This window comes from Variovorax sp. CF079 (genome assembly GCF_900101545.1).
Taxonomy (GTDB): domain Bacteria; phylum Pseudomonadota; class Gammaproteobacteria; order Burkholderiales; family Burkholderiaceae_C; genus Variovorax.
The window spans coordinates 162,041-178,157 of the sequence record NZ_FMZU01000018.1; the positions used below are offsets into that span (position 1 = coordinate 162,041).

Annotated in this window: 14 protein-coding genes and 1 pseudogene; 13 read left to right on the forward strand and 2 right to left on the reverse strand. The window is 68.5% G+C overall.

Features of this window, described 5'->3' with window-relative positions:
* Positions 1-13: 13 nt before the first annotated feature.
* Entirely contained in the window at positions 14-715 is a 702-nt protein-coding gene (pcaH, locus tag BLS74_RS23635; RefSeq protein ID WP_093109586.1) for a protocatechuate 3,4-dioxygenase subunit beta, read from the reverse strand.
* A gap of 101 nt (positions 716-816) precedes the next feature.
* On the opposite strand from pcaH, the gene BLS74_RS23640 reads away from it, so the two are divergent.
* Positions 817-1,776 (forward strand): LysR substrate-binding domain-containing protein, encoded by a 960-nt coding sequence (locus BLS74_RS23640; RefSeq protein ID WP_093109587.1) that lies wholly within the window; start codon positions 817-819, stop codon positions 1,774-1,776.
* On the opposite strand, the gene BLS74_RS23645 is transcribed toward BLS74_RS23640, so the two are convergent.
* Positions 1,752-2,186 carry a DUF1841 family protein gene (locus BLS74_RS23645; RefSeq protein ID WP_093109588.1) on the reverse strand — a complete coding sequence of 145 codons (435 nt, stop codon included), beginning with the start codon at positions 2,184-2,186 and terminating at the stop codon, positions 1,752-1,754. The genes BLS74_RS23640 and BLS74_RS23645 overlap by 25 nt on opposite strands.
* A 70-nt stretch (positions 2,187-2,256) precedes the next feature.
* Between BLS74_RS23645 and BLS74_RS23650 the strand changes: the two genes are divergently transcribed.
* The 12 genes and pseudogenes from BLS74_RS23650 to BLS74_RS35175 all read left to right on the forward strand — a co-directional run.
* The gene (locus BLS74_RS23650) at positions 2,257-5,427 is read left to right on the forward strand and encodes an adenylate/guanylate cyclase domain-containing protein (RefSeq protein ID WP_093109589.1); all 3,171 of its coding nucleotides are present in this window, start codon (positions 2,257-2,259) and stop codon (positions 5,425-5,427) included.
* A gap of 22 nt (positions 5,428-5,449) precedes the next feature.
* Positions 5,450-6,100 (forward strand): peroxiredoxin family protein, encoded by a 651-nt coding sequence (locus tag BLS74_RS23655; RefSeq protein ID WP_093109590.1) that lies wholly within the window; start codon positions 5,450-5,452, stop codon positions 6,098-6,100.
* Between the two features lie 48 nt (positions 6,101-6,148).
* The gene (locus BLS74_RS23660; protein ID WP_093109591.1) at positions 6,149-7,099 is read left to right on the forward strand and encodes a LysR family transcriptional regulator; all 951 of its coding nucleotides are present in this window, start codon (positions 6,149-6,151) and stop codon (positions 7,097-7,099) included.
* A 274-nt stretch (positions 7,100-7,373) separates the two neighbouring features.
* Positions 7,374-8,984: a hypothetical protein gene (locus tag BLS74_RS23665; RefSeq protein ID WP_093109592.1), complete on the forward strand. Its 1,611-nt coding sequence runs from the start codon at positions 7,374-7,376 to the stop codon at positions 8,982-8,984.
* A gap of 38 nt (positions 8,985-9,022) precedes the next feature.
* Complete coding sequence (locus BLS74_RS23670; protein ID WP_093109593.1) at positions 9,023-10,012, forward strand: UbiA family prenyltransferase; 990 nt, start codon at positions 9,023-9,025, stop codon at positions 10,010-10,012.
* Positions 10,013-10,204: 192 nt separating this feature from the next.
* Positions 10,205-10,717: a cupin domain-containing protein gene (locus BLS74_RS23675; protein WP_093109594.1), complete on the forward strand. Its 513-nt coding sequence runs from the start codon at positions 10,205-10,207 to the stop codon at positions 10,715-10,717.
* Between the two features lie 139 nt (positions 10,718-10,856).
* The gene (locus BLS74_RS23680) at positions 10,857-11,864 is read left to right on the forward strand and encodes a hydroxyquinol 1,2-dioxygenase (RefSeq protein ID WP_093109595.1); all 1,008 of its coding nucleotides are present in this window, start codon (positions 10,857-10,859) and stop codon (positions 11,862-11,864) included.
* A 51-nt stretch (positions 11,865-11,915) separates the two neighbouring features.
* Entirely contained in the window at positions 11,916-13,658 is a 1,743-nt protein-coding gene (locus tag BLS74_RS23685) for an FAD-dependent oxidoreductase (protein ID WP_093109596.1), read from the forward strand.
* Entirely contained in the window at positions 13,655-14,017 is a 363-nt protein-coding gene (locus BLS74_RS23690) for a c-type cytochrome (protein ID WP_093109597.1), read from the forward strand. Before BLS74_RS23685 ends, BLS74_RS23690 begins: the two co-directional genes overlap by 4 nt.
* A 16-nt stretch (positions 14,018-14,033) precedes the next feature.
* On the forward strand, positions 14,034-14,495 hold the full coding sequence (locus tag BLS74_RS23695; RefSeq protein ID WP_093109598.1) for a nuclear transport factor 2 family protein: 462 nt from the start codon (positions 14,034-14,036) through the stop codon (positions 14,493-14,495).
* Between the two features lie 41 nt (positions 14,496-14,536).
* The gene (locus BLS74_RS23700; protein WP_093109608.1) at positions 14,537-16,000 is read left to right on the forward strand and encodes an aldehyde dehydrogenase family protein; all 1,464 of its coding nucleotides are present in this window, start codon (positions 14,537-14,539) and stop codon (positions 15,998-16,000) included.
* Positions 16,001-16,010: 10 nt separating this feature from the next.
* Positions 16,011-16,117, forward strand: a pseudogene (locus BLS74_RS35175) (maleylacetate reductase); the annotation flags it as partial.

A 16,117-nucleotide genomic window follows, 5' to 3' on the forward strand; every position in this document is an offset into this window, starting at 1 on the left:
CGTGTCTCCTGGCTCAACGGGTTTCGAAGGGCGTTTCGTCGGCGCCGCGCAGCACGATGTCGAACACGTAGCCGAGCGCATAGCCGTCCTCCGTGACGTCGAGGCTGAAGTCCGAGACCAGTCGGTTGCGCGCCTTCTCCGGCGTGCCGGTGATCATGGGGTCGTACTGCATCAGCGGATCGCCGGGGAAGTACATCTGCGTCACGAGGCGACTCGCGAAGTGCTCGCCGAACAGCGACAGGTGGATGTGCTGCGGCCGCCATGCATTGGGATGGTTGCCCCAGGGGTAGGCGCCCGGCTTGATGGTGAGGAAGCGGTAGCGGCCCTCGTTGTCGGTCAGGCAGCGGCCGGCGCCGAGGAAGTTCGGGTCCAACGGCGCGTCGTGCTGGTCGACCTTGTGCACGTAGCGGCCGGCCGCGTTGGCCTGCCACAGCTCGACCAGCGTGTTGCGCACCGGGCGGCGGCGCTCGTCGAGCACCTGGCCGGTGAGGATCATGCGTTCGCCCAGCGGCTCGCCATTCTTGCGCGCGTTGCGCGTCAGGTCGTGGTCGAGCTCGCCGATGCTGCTGTGGCCGTAGACCGGCTGGCGCAGTTCGCCGAGCGAGGCCTTGAGCGGAATCAGCGGCTGCAGCGGCCCGCGCTTCGCGGTCGACTTGTAGCCGGAATAAACGTAGGAGGGATGGCTGGGCCAGTCGCGCGGCGTGAGTGTGGTCATGGGCTTGTCTCCGGGATCGTGGGGATGAAGCCGACTCTATTCATGCGCATTGCTGATGTAAATTGACGTCTTGGCGATTTTTCATAACCAACAGTAATTCGATGGCGGCCAGTTCCGAAGCCTTCGTCCGTGGCGTCCAGCTGCGGCACCTGCGCTGCCTGGTGGCGGTGGCGCAGGAGCGCCACCTGGCGCGGGCGGCCGAGCGCCTGGCGCTGAGCCAGCCGGCGGTATCGAAGACCCTGGCCGAGCTCGAAACCCTGGCCGGCGCCCGGCTGGTCGAACGCGGCAGCGCCGGCCGGCGCGGCATCCAGGGCTTCACTGTGGCCGGGGAGCAATTGCTGGCGCATGCGCTGCGCGTGCTGGAAGCGCTCGATGCCAGCGCCGAGGCCGTGATGCCGGCGTCGGGCACGCGCCCGCAGCGCCTGCGCATCGGCGCGCTGCCGAGCGTCGCCCCGTCCTTGCTGCCCGCTGCGCTGGCGGCGCTGCGCGAGCGGCTGCCCACGCTGCAGGTGCAGGTGCAGACCGGCGCCAACGGCCCGTTGCTCGATGCCCTGCGCGCGGGCGAGCTGGACCTGGTGGCCGGCCGCATGAGCGACCCGCAGCTGATGGCGGGGCTCACCTTCGAGCTGCTCTACACGGAGCCGCTGGCGCTGGTGGCGCGCGCCGGCCATCCACTGGCGAGCGGCGCGCCTTCGGTGCAGGAGGTGCTGCGCCATCCGCTCGTCATTTACGGAGAAGGCACCATCCCGCGCCACCACACCGAGAGCTTTCTTTCCGGATTGGGTCTGCGCCTGCCCGCGCACGTGACGCAGACGCTGGATCTCTCGGTGGCGCGCGCGTTGCTGATCCGTTCCGACGCCGTCTGGTTCACGCCCATCGGCGCCGCGCGCGACGACCTCGCGAGCGGCCAGCTGGTGCGGCTGGCGATCGACACCGCCGGCACCGAAGAGCCGGTCGGTCTGCTGTTGCGCAGCGATGCCGAGCCTTCGGCCGCGCGGCAGGCGCTGATCGCGCTGCTGCGCGAGGCCGGTATGGCTCAGTCGCGCGTGGCGCGCCGCTGAACGCAGGCCACATAGGCCTCGCCGTCGGGCGGCCGGCCGGCGCGCTGGCTCTCCCACATCATCCGGCCCAGGCATTCCATCGCCTCGTGGTGCGCATCGAGCAGCGAGTCGCGGCGCGCGGCCAGCAGCTCGACCGCCTGGCGGATGCCGCGCGGCTGGTCGATCGAGCACTGCTCGCTGATCGACAGGTGCATCGAGAGATGGAGAAACGGGTTCTCGCGCCCGTCCTTGCCGTCGTAGACCCGCGCCACCGCGGCATCGGCATCGGCCAGGTCGGCGTGGTACTCGGGGTGTTCGTCGATCCAGCGGCTGGCGATGACTTCCAGCGCTTCCATCGGCAGGCCCTGGCGGCTCTTGGCGAAGACGTCGCAGAAGAAACGACGCACTTCCTCTTGGGAGGGATTGAACATGGGTCGAGGTTAGCAGCAAGCATGCTTGCCAGTGGCGCAATGGCCCGAAGTGGCGCAGCATCGGGCTCCAATGGCCACGACCTGTCTTTGCCCGGCGTGCGGTTGCGTCAGCGACTCGGATTTCGCCTTCTGTCCGCGCTGCGGCGCGGCGCGCCATCCGGCGCAGAACAACTCTGAGCAAGAGGGCGACCGACGCCAGGTCACCGTGCTGTTCGCCGATCTGACGGGCTTCACCTCGCTGGCCGAAGGGCTCGATCCCGAAACGCTGCGCAGCTTCCAGAACGCGCTGTTCGAGACGATGGCGAAGGCCATCGCGCACTACGACGGCTTCGTCGAGAAGTTCGTCGGCGATGCGGTGATGGCGGTGTTCGGCGCGCCGCGTGCGCACGAGGACGACCCGCTGCGTGCGCTCGAGGCCGCGCAGGAAATGATGCAACGCGTGGACCGCCTGAGCCGGCAGTGGGCGGCGCGCCTCGGGCGACCCGTGACGCTGCATATCGGCGTCCACACCGGCGCGGTGGTGGCCGGCAGCCTGGGGCAGGGCGCCGGCAGCGCCTACGCGGTCACCGGCGATACCGTGAACACCGCCTCGCGGCTGCTCGCGGCCGCCGAGCCGGGCACGGTGCTGGTGTCGGAGGCGACGCAGGCCATGGTGCGGCACCGCTTCGCCTTCGAGCCGGCCGTCGAGCTGGCGCTGCGCGGCAAGGTGCAGCCGATGCGGGTTCACCGCCTGGCCGGCGCGCGCACGGATCTGGCCTCCGCGCGCGGCCTGGCCGAACTCGGACTGGCGGCGCCGCTGGTCGGGCGCGACGCGGCGATCGCGTGCCTGCTGGCCGCATGCGACCGCATGCAGCGCGGCCAGGCCCAGCTCGTCAGCGTGATCGGGGAGGCCGGCGCGGGCAAGTCGCGCCTTCTTGCCGAGCTGTTCGCGCGGCTCGAAAGCGACGGCCGGTTCGCCGCGACGGTCGTGCGCCGCACCACCTGCTCGTCGCTCGGAGAGCCGACCTACGGCACCTTCGGCGCGCTGTTCCGCGAGGCCTACCGCGTCGAGGAGGCCGACACGCTGGAGGCGGCCCGGCGCAAGCTGCAACAGGGTTTGCAGGCCCTGGGTGCCGATGCGGACGAGGCCGATGCAGTGGCGCAGGTGCTGAACTACCTGCTCGGCATTCAAGAGGCCCGCCCCCGCGACATCGAACCCGAACAGCTGCAGCGCCAGATCACGCTGGCGGCGCGCGCTCTGCTCGAGCGGCGGTTGGCGCGGCAGCCGGTCATGGTCGTCATCGACGACCTGCAATGGGCCGACGCGGCCTCGGTGGACCTGCTGCGCGAGGTCGTCGACCAGCTGGCGGACCGGCCCCTGATGCTGCTGGTCTCGCAGCGCCCCGATGGGCGCGCGCTGCGCACCCTGCTCGCCGAGCACTCGACGGTCGAGCTCGGCCCGCTCGGCGACGAGGACGCCCGCTCGCTGGTGAACCATCTGCTCGGAGCCCCTGCTGCCGACGACGGCCTGGCGCCGATGCGCGATTTCGTCGCGGCCCGCGCCGGCGGCAACCCGCTGTTCGTCGAGGAAGTCGTGCGCAGCCTGGCCGGCCGTGGCCTGCTGGTGCGCAAGCAAGGGCGCTGGGTGTGCGCGGCAGATTGCGACGCGCCGGATGTTCCGCCCACGCTGTATGGCCTGCTGCTGTCGCGCATCGACCGGCTGGCCGCCGAGGACCGCCGGGCGCTGCAGGAAGCGGCCGTGCTGGGGGCCGAGTTCGACCGCGCGCTGTTGCAGCGCATCGCAAGCGAGCCGAGGTCGACCGAGGCGGCGCTGCACCGGCTGGCCGTGGCCGACCTGATTCGCGCCGACGGGTCCAGCGAACAACGCTGGCGCTTCACGCACGCCTTGCTGCACGAGGTGGCCTATCAAAACCTGCTGCTGGCGCGTCGCACCGAGCTGCACCAGCGCGCGGGCCGCGCGCTGGAAGCCGAGCTCGGCGCGGATGCGCAGGCCCCGGCCGATGGCGAAGGCCGCGGCCCGCGCCGCCTGGCCGAGCTGGAGGCGCTGGGCCACCACTGGAGCCTGTCGCCGGACAAGGCGCGTGGCGCGCACTACCTGCTGGCCGCCGGCGACTGGGCGCGCGCGGTCTATGCGAACGACGACGCGATCCGCCACTACGAGCGCGCGCTGCGCACTCTGGCCGAGGCATCGGTGGACACGGCTGCCGCAGCGGCCGAGGTCGAGGCCGCGGAGCTCGACGCGCGCGAGCGGCTCGGCGACCTGTTCGGCCTGCAGGGCCGGCGCGCCGAGGCGCTGGCGCACTACGAGCTCGTGCAGCGGGCGGTCGAAGGGCAGCGCGATCCGGTGCGGGCTGCGCGCCTGCTGCGCAAGATCGGCGGCCTGCACTGGGAGGCCGGCGAGCGCGAGCGCGCGGGTGCCTGCTTCAACGCCGGCCTGGCTCGCCTGGGCGAAGACGGCGATGCGATCGAACGCGCGCACTTGTTCCAGGAGATGGGCCGGCTCGCCTTTCGTGCCGGCGACAACGCCACCGCCCTGACGCTGGCGCAGCGCGCGCTGGCCGAGGTGCCCGCCGATGCCACCGGGCGCACGCGTGAGGCCAACGTCGTGCGCGCCGAGGCATGCAACACGCTCGGCATCGCGCTGGCGCGCCTGGGGCGGCCGGTCGAGGCGGTGGGGCATATCGAAAGCAGCGTCGCCGAGGCCGAAGCCAACAACCTTCTGCAGGCGGCCTGCCGCGGCTACACCAACCTGGGCGTGCTGTACGCGTCGCTCGATCCGCAGCGCAGCATCGAGACCTGCCTGCGCGGACTCGAAACCGCCAAGAAGGTCGGTGACCTCGGCTTCCAGTCGCGGCTGTATGCCAACCTGGCGGTGGCCTACTGCGCACTGACCAATCGGTGCGAGGCCGAGGGCATCGCGGCGGCGCACGCCGCGGCCAGCCTGGACCGCCGGCTCGGGCTGCTCGATCACCTCGCGGTGCCGCTGATCGTGCTGGCCCAGATCCACCAGTGCCATGGCGATCATGCGCGCGCCTTCGCGTGGTACCGGGAGGCGTTGCAATTGGCCGAGCAGGTCGACGAGCCTCAACTGCTCTTTCCCTGCTACGATGGTTTGGCAACGTTGTATCTCGACACTGGGCGCCCGGCCGAGGCCGAGGCCTATCTCGCGAAGGCGCAGGCGGTTTGCGAACGCGCCGGCCTCGAGCCCGACGCCCTGATGGTGCTTCCGTTCCTTTGTTGAACCTGCCGGAAGGAGCCTCGACATGACATCCGCGATGAGTCAACCCGTGATGCCGGGCGAACCCGCCCCCGATTTCGCGCTGCCGGCAGTGGCCGGGCCCGAGACCGTTTCGCTCGCCGATTACCGCGGGCGCAGCCCCTTGTTCCTCTCGCTGATGCTCGGCCTGTGGTGTCCGTTCTGCCGACGACAGATCGTCCAGCTCGGCGCGCTCGAGGGCAAGCTCAAGGCGCTGGGCGTCGAGAGCCTGGCCGTGGTGGCGACGGCGCCGGAGAACGCGCGGCTGTATTTCAAGTTCAGGCCGACGCGGCTGCGGCTGGCGTCCGACCCCGATTTGACGACGCACCGCGCGTTCAGGGTGCCGAAGCCCGAGCCGACGCCGGCGATGATGCAGGAGATGGAGACCACCCGGATCAACCCCACCGGCGAACTGCCCGAGCCGCTGCCGATCCCCGAGGCCGGCAGGGTGCTGCAGGAACTCGACGGCTACGTCAACACGCCGGCCGACCTGGCCGATATCGATCGGCAATGGCCGCAGCTGAAGGCGATGTTCATGATCGATCGCGACGGCATCGTGCGCTGGATGGACATCGAGTGCGCCGCCGAGGGCATGGCCGGCATCGGCAAGCTCCCGTCCGAAGACGTGATCCTCGGCGCTGCCCGCGCCCTGCAATGAGCGAAGAGAGGCCGGGCGCGCCGGCGGCATGGGTGTCGCGCTGAATCGATGGACCGCCTCGAAAACATAGAGACATTCGTCCGCGTCGCGCAGACCCAGAGCTTCGCCGAGGCCGCCAGGCAGATGCGGGTGGCCAAGTCGGTGGTCACCAGCCGCGTGAAGCAGCTCGAAGACCACGTCGGCGCGCCGCTCTTCCACCGCAGCACGCGGGTCGTGCGGCTCAGCGACGTCGGGCAGGCCTTCCTGCGCGACTGCACCGAACTGGTCGGGCGGGCCAATGACATCATGGACCAGATGCGCGGCGCGCGTGCCGGGCCGACCGGCACGCTGCGCATCCACGCGCTGACCGGCTTCGTGCTCGGCCACTTTGCATCGCTGCTGCGCGCCTTCCAGGTCAGCTACCCCGACATCCACCTCGAACTGATCGTGAGCGACGCGGTGGTGGATCCGGTCAAGACCGGCGTGGACTGTGCGCTGCAGATCTTTCCGGCCGCTTCCACCGAACTCGTCTCGCGGCCGCTCTTCCCGGTGCGCCGCGTGTTCTGCGCCACGCCCGAGTACCTGCGCACGCACGGCGCGCCGCAGAGTCCGCGCGACCTGCACAAGCACACGCTCGGCCTCTATTCCGGCTATCCGACCCGCGACCGCTGGACCTTCCATCACGAAGGCGAGCAGGTGACGATCTACATGAGCGCCGCGCTCTTGACCAACAGCGTGCACCTGCTGCGCGAATACGCGCTCGAACATGCCGGCATCGTCTGCCTGCCGACGCTGGTGGCGGGCGATGCGATCCTGGGCGGCGATCTGCAGGTGGTGCTGCCCGAACACCAGCTGTCCTCGTTCTCGCTCAGCGCGGTCTATGCGGGCACTTCGCGCAACGCCTTCAAGCTGCGCCTTTTCATCGAGCACATCACCGCGGCCTTCTCGCGCGTGCCGCCGTGGGATGCCGCGATGATCGAGCGCGGCTTGCTGCCGGCCGATTTGATTGCAGACGCTTAGATACGGAGCCGCCTGAACGCCGCCGTTGGCGCAATTCCTACAGAGCATTGACATCTCGCTGACAGAAGGCGGGCCTTCAATGACGCACTCTGGTGTTTCGATGTGGTGCCGACGAGCCGTGCTCTGGGCACGAGCGCATGGTATGAAAAGCGCGCCACATCTCTTCACAAACTCACACCGGCGTTTCACAGAAACGGGCAACTCGCAGGCCGCGTCGCATTGACCGCGCGCCTTGCCGCTGGAGAGCGGCGCAGGCTGTTCAAAGGGACCATCAATGAACACTTCCGGCTGGGTCTTCTCGCCGGCACGCTCGGGAGCAGGCAAGGGCTTCGCTGTCGCCACGGTGGCGGTCTGGACCTTGCTCGTGCTCGCGCTCATGTCGCGCCACGTGTTCTGGCGCGATGAGGTGCGCGCGCTGTCGCTGGCCTTGCAAGGCGAGGGCATGCTGGCGATGCTGCGCGGCCTGCAGGGCGAAGGCCATCCAGTGATCTGGTACCTGCTGCTGCGCGCAGCGCACACCGTCGTGGCGTCGCCGGTGGTCCTGCCTGCCGTGTCCTTCCTGGTGGCACTCGCGTCCGCCTGCCTGCTGACACGGCACTCGCCGTTCGGATGGGTGCTGATCGCCGGCGTGCTGCTCGGCCAGGCCGGGCTGTACGAATACGCGGTGGTGGCGCGCAACTACGGCATCGGCATGCTGGCGATGTTCGCGTTCGCCACCCTCTATAGACGATATCGGGACCGCGGCATCGCGCTGGGTTTGCTCCTGCTGGTGCTCGCGAACTCCAGCGCGCATGCCGTGCTGCTGGCGGGCGCATTCGCGCTTTTCTGGATGCTCGACCTGGCCTGGCAACGGCCTCCCGCGCCAGCGCGCGCGTGGCGCAACTTCGCGCTGAACGCGGCCCTCGCGGCCTTGGGCGCGGCGCTGTGCGTCGCGACCATCTATCCGCCATTCAACGACGCGGCACAGATCGCGCGGCCGGAAGGCGGCACCGCTGCGGCGATGGCAAAGGCCTTGCTGTTGCCCTCGTCCTCGTTCGGCGAAGTGTCCGGATACCGGCTCTTCAGCGATCTGCTCGAGCCTCTGTCCGGCGAGGATCAGCCCCGGACCCTTGCGCTCTACATCCTGACCTCGGTGCTGATGGTCGGAAGCGCGCTCGGGCTGGTGCGCCGGCCCGCTGCACTGGTCGCCGTCTGGGTGGCGCTTTTCGGCTTCTGCGTCTTCTTTGCGTTTCTTTATCCCGGAAGCTATCGGCATCAGGCGCTTTGGCTGATGTTCCTCGTTTCGCTGTACTGGATCGTGTGGCGCGAGGCCGCACCGTCGCCTGGCGGCTTCGCCCTGCGGCGGCGCGTGGGCGAGATGGGCGCGGCGCTGTTCGTGGCCATCGTTCTGCTCCAGGTCCCGGGCGGACTCTTCAAGCTGGCCCAACTCGCCCAGGCCGATGCGCCGGAAAGCCGCAGCCGTGACTTCGGGCGGCTGATGGCGCGGCATCCTGAATTGCGCGACGCGACGATCCTGGGCGATCCCGACTACCTGGTCGAGCCGCTCGCGTACTACGTTGCGAATCGCACCTACCTGATGCGCGAGCAGCGATTCGGAAAGGTTGTCGTGTTCACGCGGCGCGCCCGCCAGTCCCTCACCCTGGACGACATCCTGGCCGATGCGCATCGCGTGCGCGACTCGACCGGCCAGCCGGTCGTCATCCTTCTCGCGGAGCGGCTGGATCGTTCGGCACCCGCGCGGACGATCACCGAGGGCTACAGCTGGACGCTGTCCACCAGCCCCGAACAGGTGGAGCGGTTCCTTGCGGCCACGCGTCGCATCGAGCGCTTTGCGCCCGCCTGCTGCAGCGACGAGAGCTTCGATGTCTACGTGCTCGATCGCTGATACCCGGCCCCATCGAACAATGGAACACAGCAACGCCCATGTCTTCCGCACCCGCCTCGCATTCGCGCCCCGCCGCCCGGCAAGCCGGACGGCCCGCCGACTACCTCGCCATCGCACGCCTGGACCACAGCACCAAGCACATCCTCATCGTTCCCGGCATGGTCCTGGCGTACCTGCTGCGCGGGGTTCATGCCGACGACGTCGCGCAGCAGGTCGTGCTCGGCCTGCTCTCGGCCGTCGGCATCGCGTCCGCCAACTACGTCATCAACGAATGGCTGGACCGTGAATCCGACAGGCACCACCCGACCAAGTCGCAGCGCTCGGCCGTCCAGCGCCAGTTGCTCGGCCGCTGGGTGCTGCTGGAGTGGTTCTGCTGGCTGGCCCTGGGCATCGGCAGTGCATACCTGGCGAGCGGGACGATGCTGCTGGTCGCCGTGCTGTTCGCGCTGCAGGGCTTGGTCTACAACGTGCCGCCGCTGCGAAGCAAGGACAAGGCCTACCTCGACGTGATCTCGGAATCGGTCAACAACCCCCTTCGCTTGACGATCGGCTGGGCCATGATCGATCCGACGACCGTGCCGCCCGGCTCCGTCATCCTTTCCTACTGGCTGGGCGGCGCGTTCCTCATGGCGGCGAAGCGACTGTCGGAGTACAGGGAGATCGTGGCCTCGCACGGCCGCGGACTGCTCGTGCGCTATCGCGTCAGCTTCGCGGGCTACACGGACACCTCGCTCACGGTCTCGTGTTTCGTCTACGCGATGCTGTCGGCCTTCTTCCTGGCGGTCTTCCTGCTGAAGTACCGCATCGAATACCTCATCCTGATGCCGCTCGTGGTGGCGCTTTTCGGGCAGTACCTCGCGCTCTCCATGCAGCCCGGCTCGGCGGCCCAGAAGCCGGAGAAGCTCTTCAAGGAGCGCGGCCTCGTGTTGCTGGTGCTGCTGCTCGGACTGGCGTTCGCGGTCAGCACCTTCGTCAACATTCCCGTGCTCGAGCCCTTGACCGCTCAGCGCTTCATCAGGCTTCCATGAGCGGCCTGCCGCCTCCTCATCCCAGCGAGTAGGACGCTATCCGTTCGTTCCGCTCCCGGGTTAACCCTGCGGATTGAGCGGATCTGCCGAACAATGCGGCCCGCATTTAGGCCCTACCCGAGGGGGCTTTCGTTTCCTAGAGTTCAGCCATCGCAGCACACCGCTGCTTCGACGACCCAGGAGACAAGCCCCATGACCACTACCGGCTACCAGACCCGCTTCGGGTCCCTCAAGCATTTCGACAAAGGCCATGTCGAGCCGATCGCCGACGACGTGCGCCACTACGCCTTCTCGAATTGTTTCGAGATCGCGAGCAAGAGCAAGCCCTACGAGAAGGTCGTGTTTGGCCAGAACCAGATCTACGTGCTCGAGACCCTGCGCGCCGAAGGCGCCTCATCCTGGTACACCTGCGCGCACGACGAGTTCGCGCTGGTGATGGATGGCGAGGTCGAGATCCACCTGGCCAAGCTCGACGCTTCCCAAACCGTCGCCGACGAAGAGAAGAACGGCGCCGTGCTCGTGAAGGGCGAACCCAAGGGCCAGAAGATGGGCTGGATGAAGCTCACGCGCGGCCACCAGGGCCTGTTGCCCAAGAACACGGCCTACCAGTTTCGCGCGCCCGGCGAGCCCGGCGTGATCGTGCTGCAGACCTGCAAGGGCGAACTCTCGGTCGAGAAGTGGGCCGAGATCTGCCAGACACATTGACCACCCCCAGGCTGCGCGCACTTCGTGTCGCTACGCCAACCCCCTCTCCGGGGGCAACACCAGCGGCCCGGCAAAGCCGGCTCCGCGGTGTTCCCCGAAGGGGACAGCAGCCAGCATCGAAACAATGGAGTCATACAACATGAACGCACCCGCAGAACTCGCCAAGGTCATCGCGTCGCAGCCCGACGCCGCGCTTGGCTACAAGGATTTCTCGCTCGGCAGCTTCGGCTTCCGGCGCGACGAGTATTTCGTCCACATCACCTGGAAGACCAAGGACGGCCGGCCCATGAGCCACACCATGGACGCCGGCAACTACCTGCGCGCGTTGATGCGCGACGTGGCCTGGGGCTTCTTCTACGGCTGGGTCAATTTCGACGACGTGGTCGGCACCGTCAACCACTACCAGTCGGTGGATCTCTACGCCGGCAGCTTCAACGGCACGATGAAGGAAGCCGGCATCGACTTGCTGGAGAACTTCCCGACCGCGCAGATCCGCGCCACCTTCGAAGCCATGCTCGACGACTGGACCAACGAGAGCTTCGACCCCTTCAGCGCACCGCAGGAAACCGGCTCGCCCTACGGTCGCAAGAAAGGCAACAACACCGCCAAGATCACCCGGGCGCGCGAGCTCGCCAAGCGCTGCGTCGGCTTGAAGGACGACCTCCGACTGCGCAGCGACGACACCGGCGCGCCGGTCAACCGCGCCTTCGCCGACGTGCCGCAGGGGGAGCCCGAGCTGCATCCGGAACCCGGCTTCGAGAACGAGGTGCATGCCTTCAATCTCTTCGGCTTCCTGAGCCGCTCGCAGGTCACCTGGAACCCGAGCTTCACCTCGGTGGTGAAGCACAGCTTCATGTGCCCGACCACCGAGGAGCACATCCTGCCGATCATCCACGGCAACGACCGGGTCGAGTGGTTCTTCCAGATGACCGACGAGATCCACTGGGACTGCGGCGACAAGAACACCGGCAAGCCCATGGCCCGCGTGATCATGAAGGCCGGCGACATGGCCGCCATGCCCGCCTACTGCCGCCACCAGGGCTTCAGCCCGAAGCGCTCGATGCTGCTGGTGTGGGAGAACGGCTCGCCGAGCCTGGTCTATGAGATCCAGAAGGGCGAGAGCCCCGAGATCCCCGTAACGTTCTAGAGGAAAACGCGCCGCGGAGCGGCGCGTCCTTCTGTGTTTAGGAGACAAGAGATGGCAGACCGCATCCGGTCCGATGCCGGCGCAGCTTCGCGCCGACGATTCATCCAGCAGGCCGGCGCAGGCTCGGCGGCCGTCGCTGCGGCGACGCTGGGCCTTTCGACGCAGGAAGCCGAAGCCGCACCGACTTTCGACGCGAGCTACGACGTCGTGGTCTGCGGCAGCGGCTGCGGCGGCCTGGCCTCGGCGTTGTTCGCGCGCTGGCAGGGCAACAGCGCGGTGATCCTCGAGAAAGCCGGCAGCATCGGCGGCACCACAGCCAAGGCCGCGTTCTGGTACTGGGTGCCGAACAACGAGGCGATGAAGAAGGCCGGCATCGCCGACCCCAAGCCCGACTTCCTGAAGTACGTGGCGCGGCTGTCGAGCCCGCAGACCTACGATCCGGCGCATCCCCGCCTGGGCCTCACGCCATGGGAGTACGACATGTGCTCCGCTTTCTACGACAGCGCTTCGCCGGCGGCCGAGCTGCTGGCGGCCAAGGGCGCGCTGCCTTATCGCCACGTGGCCGACGTGCCCGACTACTTCGCCGAGCTGCCGGAAGACAAGGCGCCCAAGGGCCGCGTGCTGGTGCCGAAGGACGCGATCCCCAGCATGTCCGACGGCGGCCTGGTGGCGGTGCGCACGCTGTCGGCCAAGGCACGGCAGGAGGGCATTCCGATCCGCACCGGCATGCGCGTGACCAAGGTGCTGCAGGACAAGTCCGGCCGCGTGATCGGCGTCGAAGCGAAGGACGAGCTCGATGCCACGGTACGGCTGCGCGCGAGGAAGGCGGTGATCTTCGCCACCGGCGGCTTCACGCACAACGTCGAGCTGCGCAAGAACTTCTTGAACGGCCCGATCTACGGCGGCTGCGCGGCGCCCAGCAACGAGGGCGACTTCGTGCAGATCGCCGGCCCGCTCGGCGCTCAGCTGCGCAACATGAACTACGCCTGGACCTGCCCGATCCCGCTGGAGAAGGCGATCGCCAAGGACGGCTCGATCTCGGGCATGTTCTCGGTGGCCGGCGACTCGATGCTCTTCGTCAACAAGTACGGCCGGCGCAACGTCAACGAGAAGCTGCAGTACAACGAGCTGGCCCAGACCTTCTTCGAATGGGACGGCGCCAAGGCCGAGTACCCGAACCTGGTGCGCATCGCGGTCTGGGACCAGCGCTCGCAGCAGCACTCGGCCAGCGCCGAATACGGCCGGCTGATCGTGCCGCCCGGCACCGACGACCGCCATGTGATCAAGGGCGCCACGCTCGCGGAACTGGCACGTGCCATCGACGAGCGCCTGGCCAAGTACGCGGGCGCGACCGGCGGCGCGAAGCTCGCGCCCGACTTCCTGCCCAACCTGCAGGCTGCCATCGCGCGCTTCAACCAGTTCGCGAAAACCGGCAAGGACCTCGACTTCCAGCGCGGCGAGCGCATCGTCGAGCAGCTCTTCAACGGCGACGTGAAAGCCGAGCCGGGCCGCGCCAACCCGACGATGTGGCCGCTGGCCGATGCCGGCCCGTACTACGCGGCGCTGGTCGTCGCCGGCACCCTCGACACCAAGGGCGGACCGAAGACCGACACGCACGGCCGCGTGCTCGACGGCCGCGACCGGCCGATCCCCGGCCTCTACGGCGTCGGCAATTGCGTCGCCTCGGCCTCGGGCCGTGCCTACTGGGCCGGCGGCGCGACGCTGGGGCCGATCATCGCCTTCGCCTACCGCGCGGCGAACGCGGCGCATGCCGAGGGCAGGAGCGCAGCATGAAGGCCTGGCTCCTCATCCCGGTGCTGGCGCTCGCCGCGAACCTGGCCCACGCGCAATCGCCCGGCCAACGCCTCGCGCAGACCGCGTGCACCCAGTGCCACAGCTTCGGCAAGGGCGAGCCGCACGGCGTCGGGCCCAACCTGTTCGGCCTGCTCGGAAGGCCGGCGGCGGCCAACGGCGGCTTCACCTACTCCAAGCAATACGTCGACGCGATGAAGGGCAAGACCTGGGATCGCGCGCTGCTCGACAAGTGGCTCACCGACACCCAGGCGGTCGCGCCGGGCAACACGATGGTCTATTTCCAGGACGACCCGAAGAAGCGCGCCGCGCTCATCGAGTACATGCAATCGCAGAAGTGAAAGAAGGAGACACACCATGGCCCTCACACGTCAAACCATGACCGACGAGCAACGCAAGTCGGTGGCGCTCGAATACCTCAAGGCCTACGACAACGGCGGCGTCACTTCCACCGGCGGCTCGATCCTCGACCTGTTCGCGAGCGACGCGCAGGTCTACTTTCCGAAATGGGGCCTGGCCAACGGCAAGGACGAGATCGGCAAGCTCTTCGGCGAAGTCGGCAGCCGCGGCAAATCCATCCGCCACGACTACGCCGGCTTCAACTGGATCTTCTCGGGCACCGACCTGTTCGCCTGCGAAGGCACGAGCTACGGCGAGCATGCCGACGGGCCCTGGCGCGCGGGCGTGCCCGAGTGGGGCGCGGGCCGCTGGTGCGACGTGTTCGAGGTGCGCGACTGGCTGATCCAGCGCTGCTTCATCTACCTCGATCCCGACTACGCCGGCAAGGACACGGCCCGCTACCCCTGGTTGAAGACATGAAGCTCGCAGACATCCAGCAGGCCGCAGGCCTCAAGACCCCCATCCGCCACCAGCTCTTCATCGACGGCCGATTCGTCGACGCCGAGTCGGGCGAGACGCTGGCCACGCTCAATCCGCACGACAACTCGACCATCGTGGAAGTCGCGCTGGCCGGCAAGGCCGACGTCGACCGTGCCGTGGCCGCGGCGAAGCGCGCCTTCCCGGCCTGGAGCCGCATGGCCGCGGCCGACCGAGGACGCATTCTGCTCAAGCTCGCAGACCTGATCGAGGCCAACGCCGAAGAGCTCGCGCGCCTCGAATCGCTGGACACCGGCCATCCGGTGCGCGACTCGCGCAAGCTCGACGTGCCGCGCACGGCGGCCTGCTTCCGCTACTTCGGCGGCATGGCCGACAAGTTCCAGGGCGAGACCATTCCGGTGGAGGAGGGCTTCCTCAACTACACGCTGCGCGAGCCGGTCGGCATCGTGGGCCAGGTGGTGCCGTGGAACTTCCCGCTCATGTTCACCAGCTGGAAGATGGCGCCCGCGCTCGCGGCCGGCAACTGCATCGTGATGAAGCCGGCCGAGATCACGCCGCTCAGCTCGCTCAAGATCGTCGAGCTCATGGCCGAGGCCGGCATGCCCGCCGGCGTGGTCAACATGCTGCCGGGGCTGGGCAGCGTCGCGGGCCAGTACATCGCCGAGCATCCCGAGATCGCGAAGATCGCGTTCACCGGCAGCACCGCCACCGGCCGGCGCATCGTGCAGGCCAGTGCCGGCAACCTCAAGAAGGTGCAGTTGGAACTCGGCGGCAAGGGGCCCAACATCGTGTTCGAAGACGCCTTCCTGCCCGCCGCCGTCAACGGCAGCGCCTGGGCCATCTTCCACAACCAGGGGCAGGCCTGCATCGCGGGCTCGCGCCTGATGCTGCACGAGAAGATCGCCGACGCCTTTCTCGACCAGTTCATTCCGCTCGCCAAGTCCATCCGGCTTGGCAATCCGCTCGACGATGCGACCGAGATGGGTCCGCTCACGAGCGCTCAGCACCGCGAACGCGTGCTGAGCTATGTCGAAGTGGCGAAAGGCGAGGGCGGAGAATTGCTCGCCGGCGGCAGCTCGCCCGGCGGCGAACTCGCGAAAGGCTGCTACGTCGAGCCGACGGTGGTGCGCGCAAAGTCGTGGCGCGACCGCGTGGCGCAGGAGGAGGTTTTCGGCCCCTTCGTCACCGTGCTCACCTTCAAGGACGACGCCGAGGCGATGCAGATCGCCAACGGCACCGACTACGGCCTCGGCAGCGGCCTGTGGACCAGCAACCTGCAGCGCGCGCACAGGGTCGCGCGCGACCTGCATGCGGGCATGGTCTGGATCAACAGCTACAAGCGCGTCAACCCGGGCTCGCCCTTCGGCGGCGTCGGCCAGAGCGGCTATGGGCGCGAGATGGGCTTCGATGCGATGCGCGAGTACACCCAGGTCAAGAGCGTCTGGGTCAACATCGATGCGCAGATCCCGCCGCACTTCCAGCGCTGATGCCATGGCCATGCGCGACTTCGTCTACACCAGCCAGCCGCAGCGCGTGGTCTTCGGCGCCGGCAGCCTCGCCCACCTGGCGCGCGAGATCGACGCGCTGGGCGCGCGCCGCGCGCT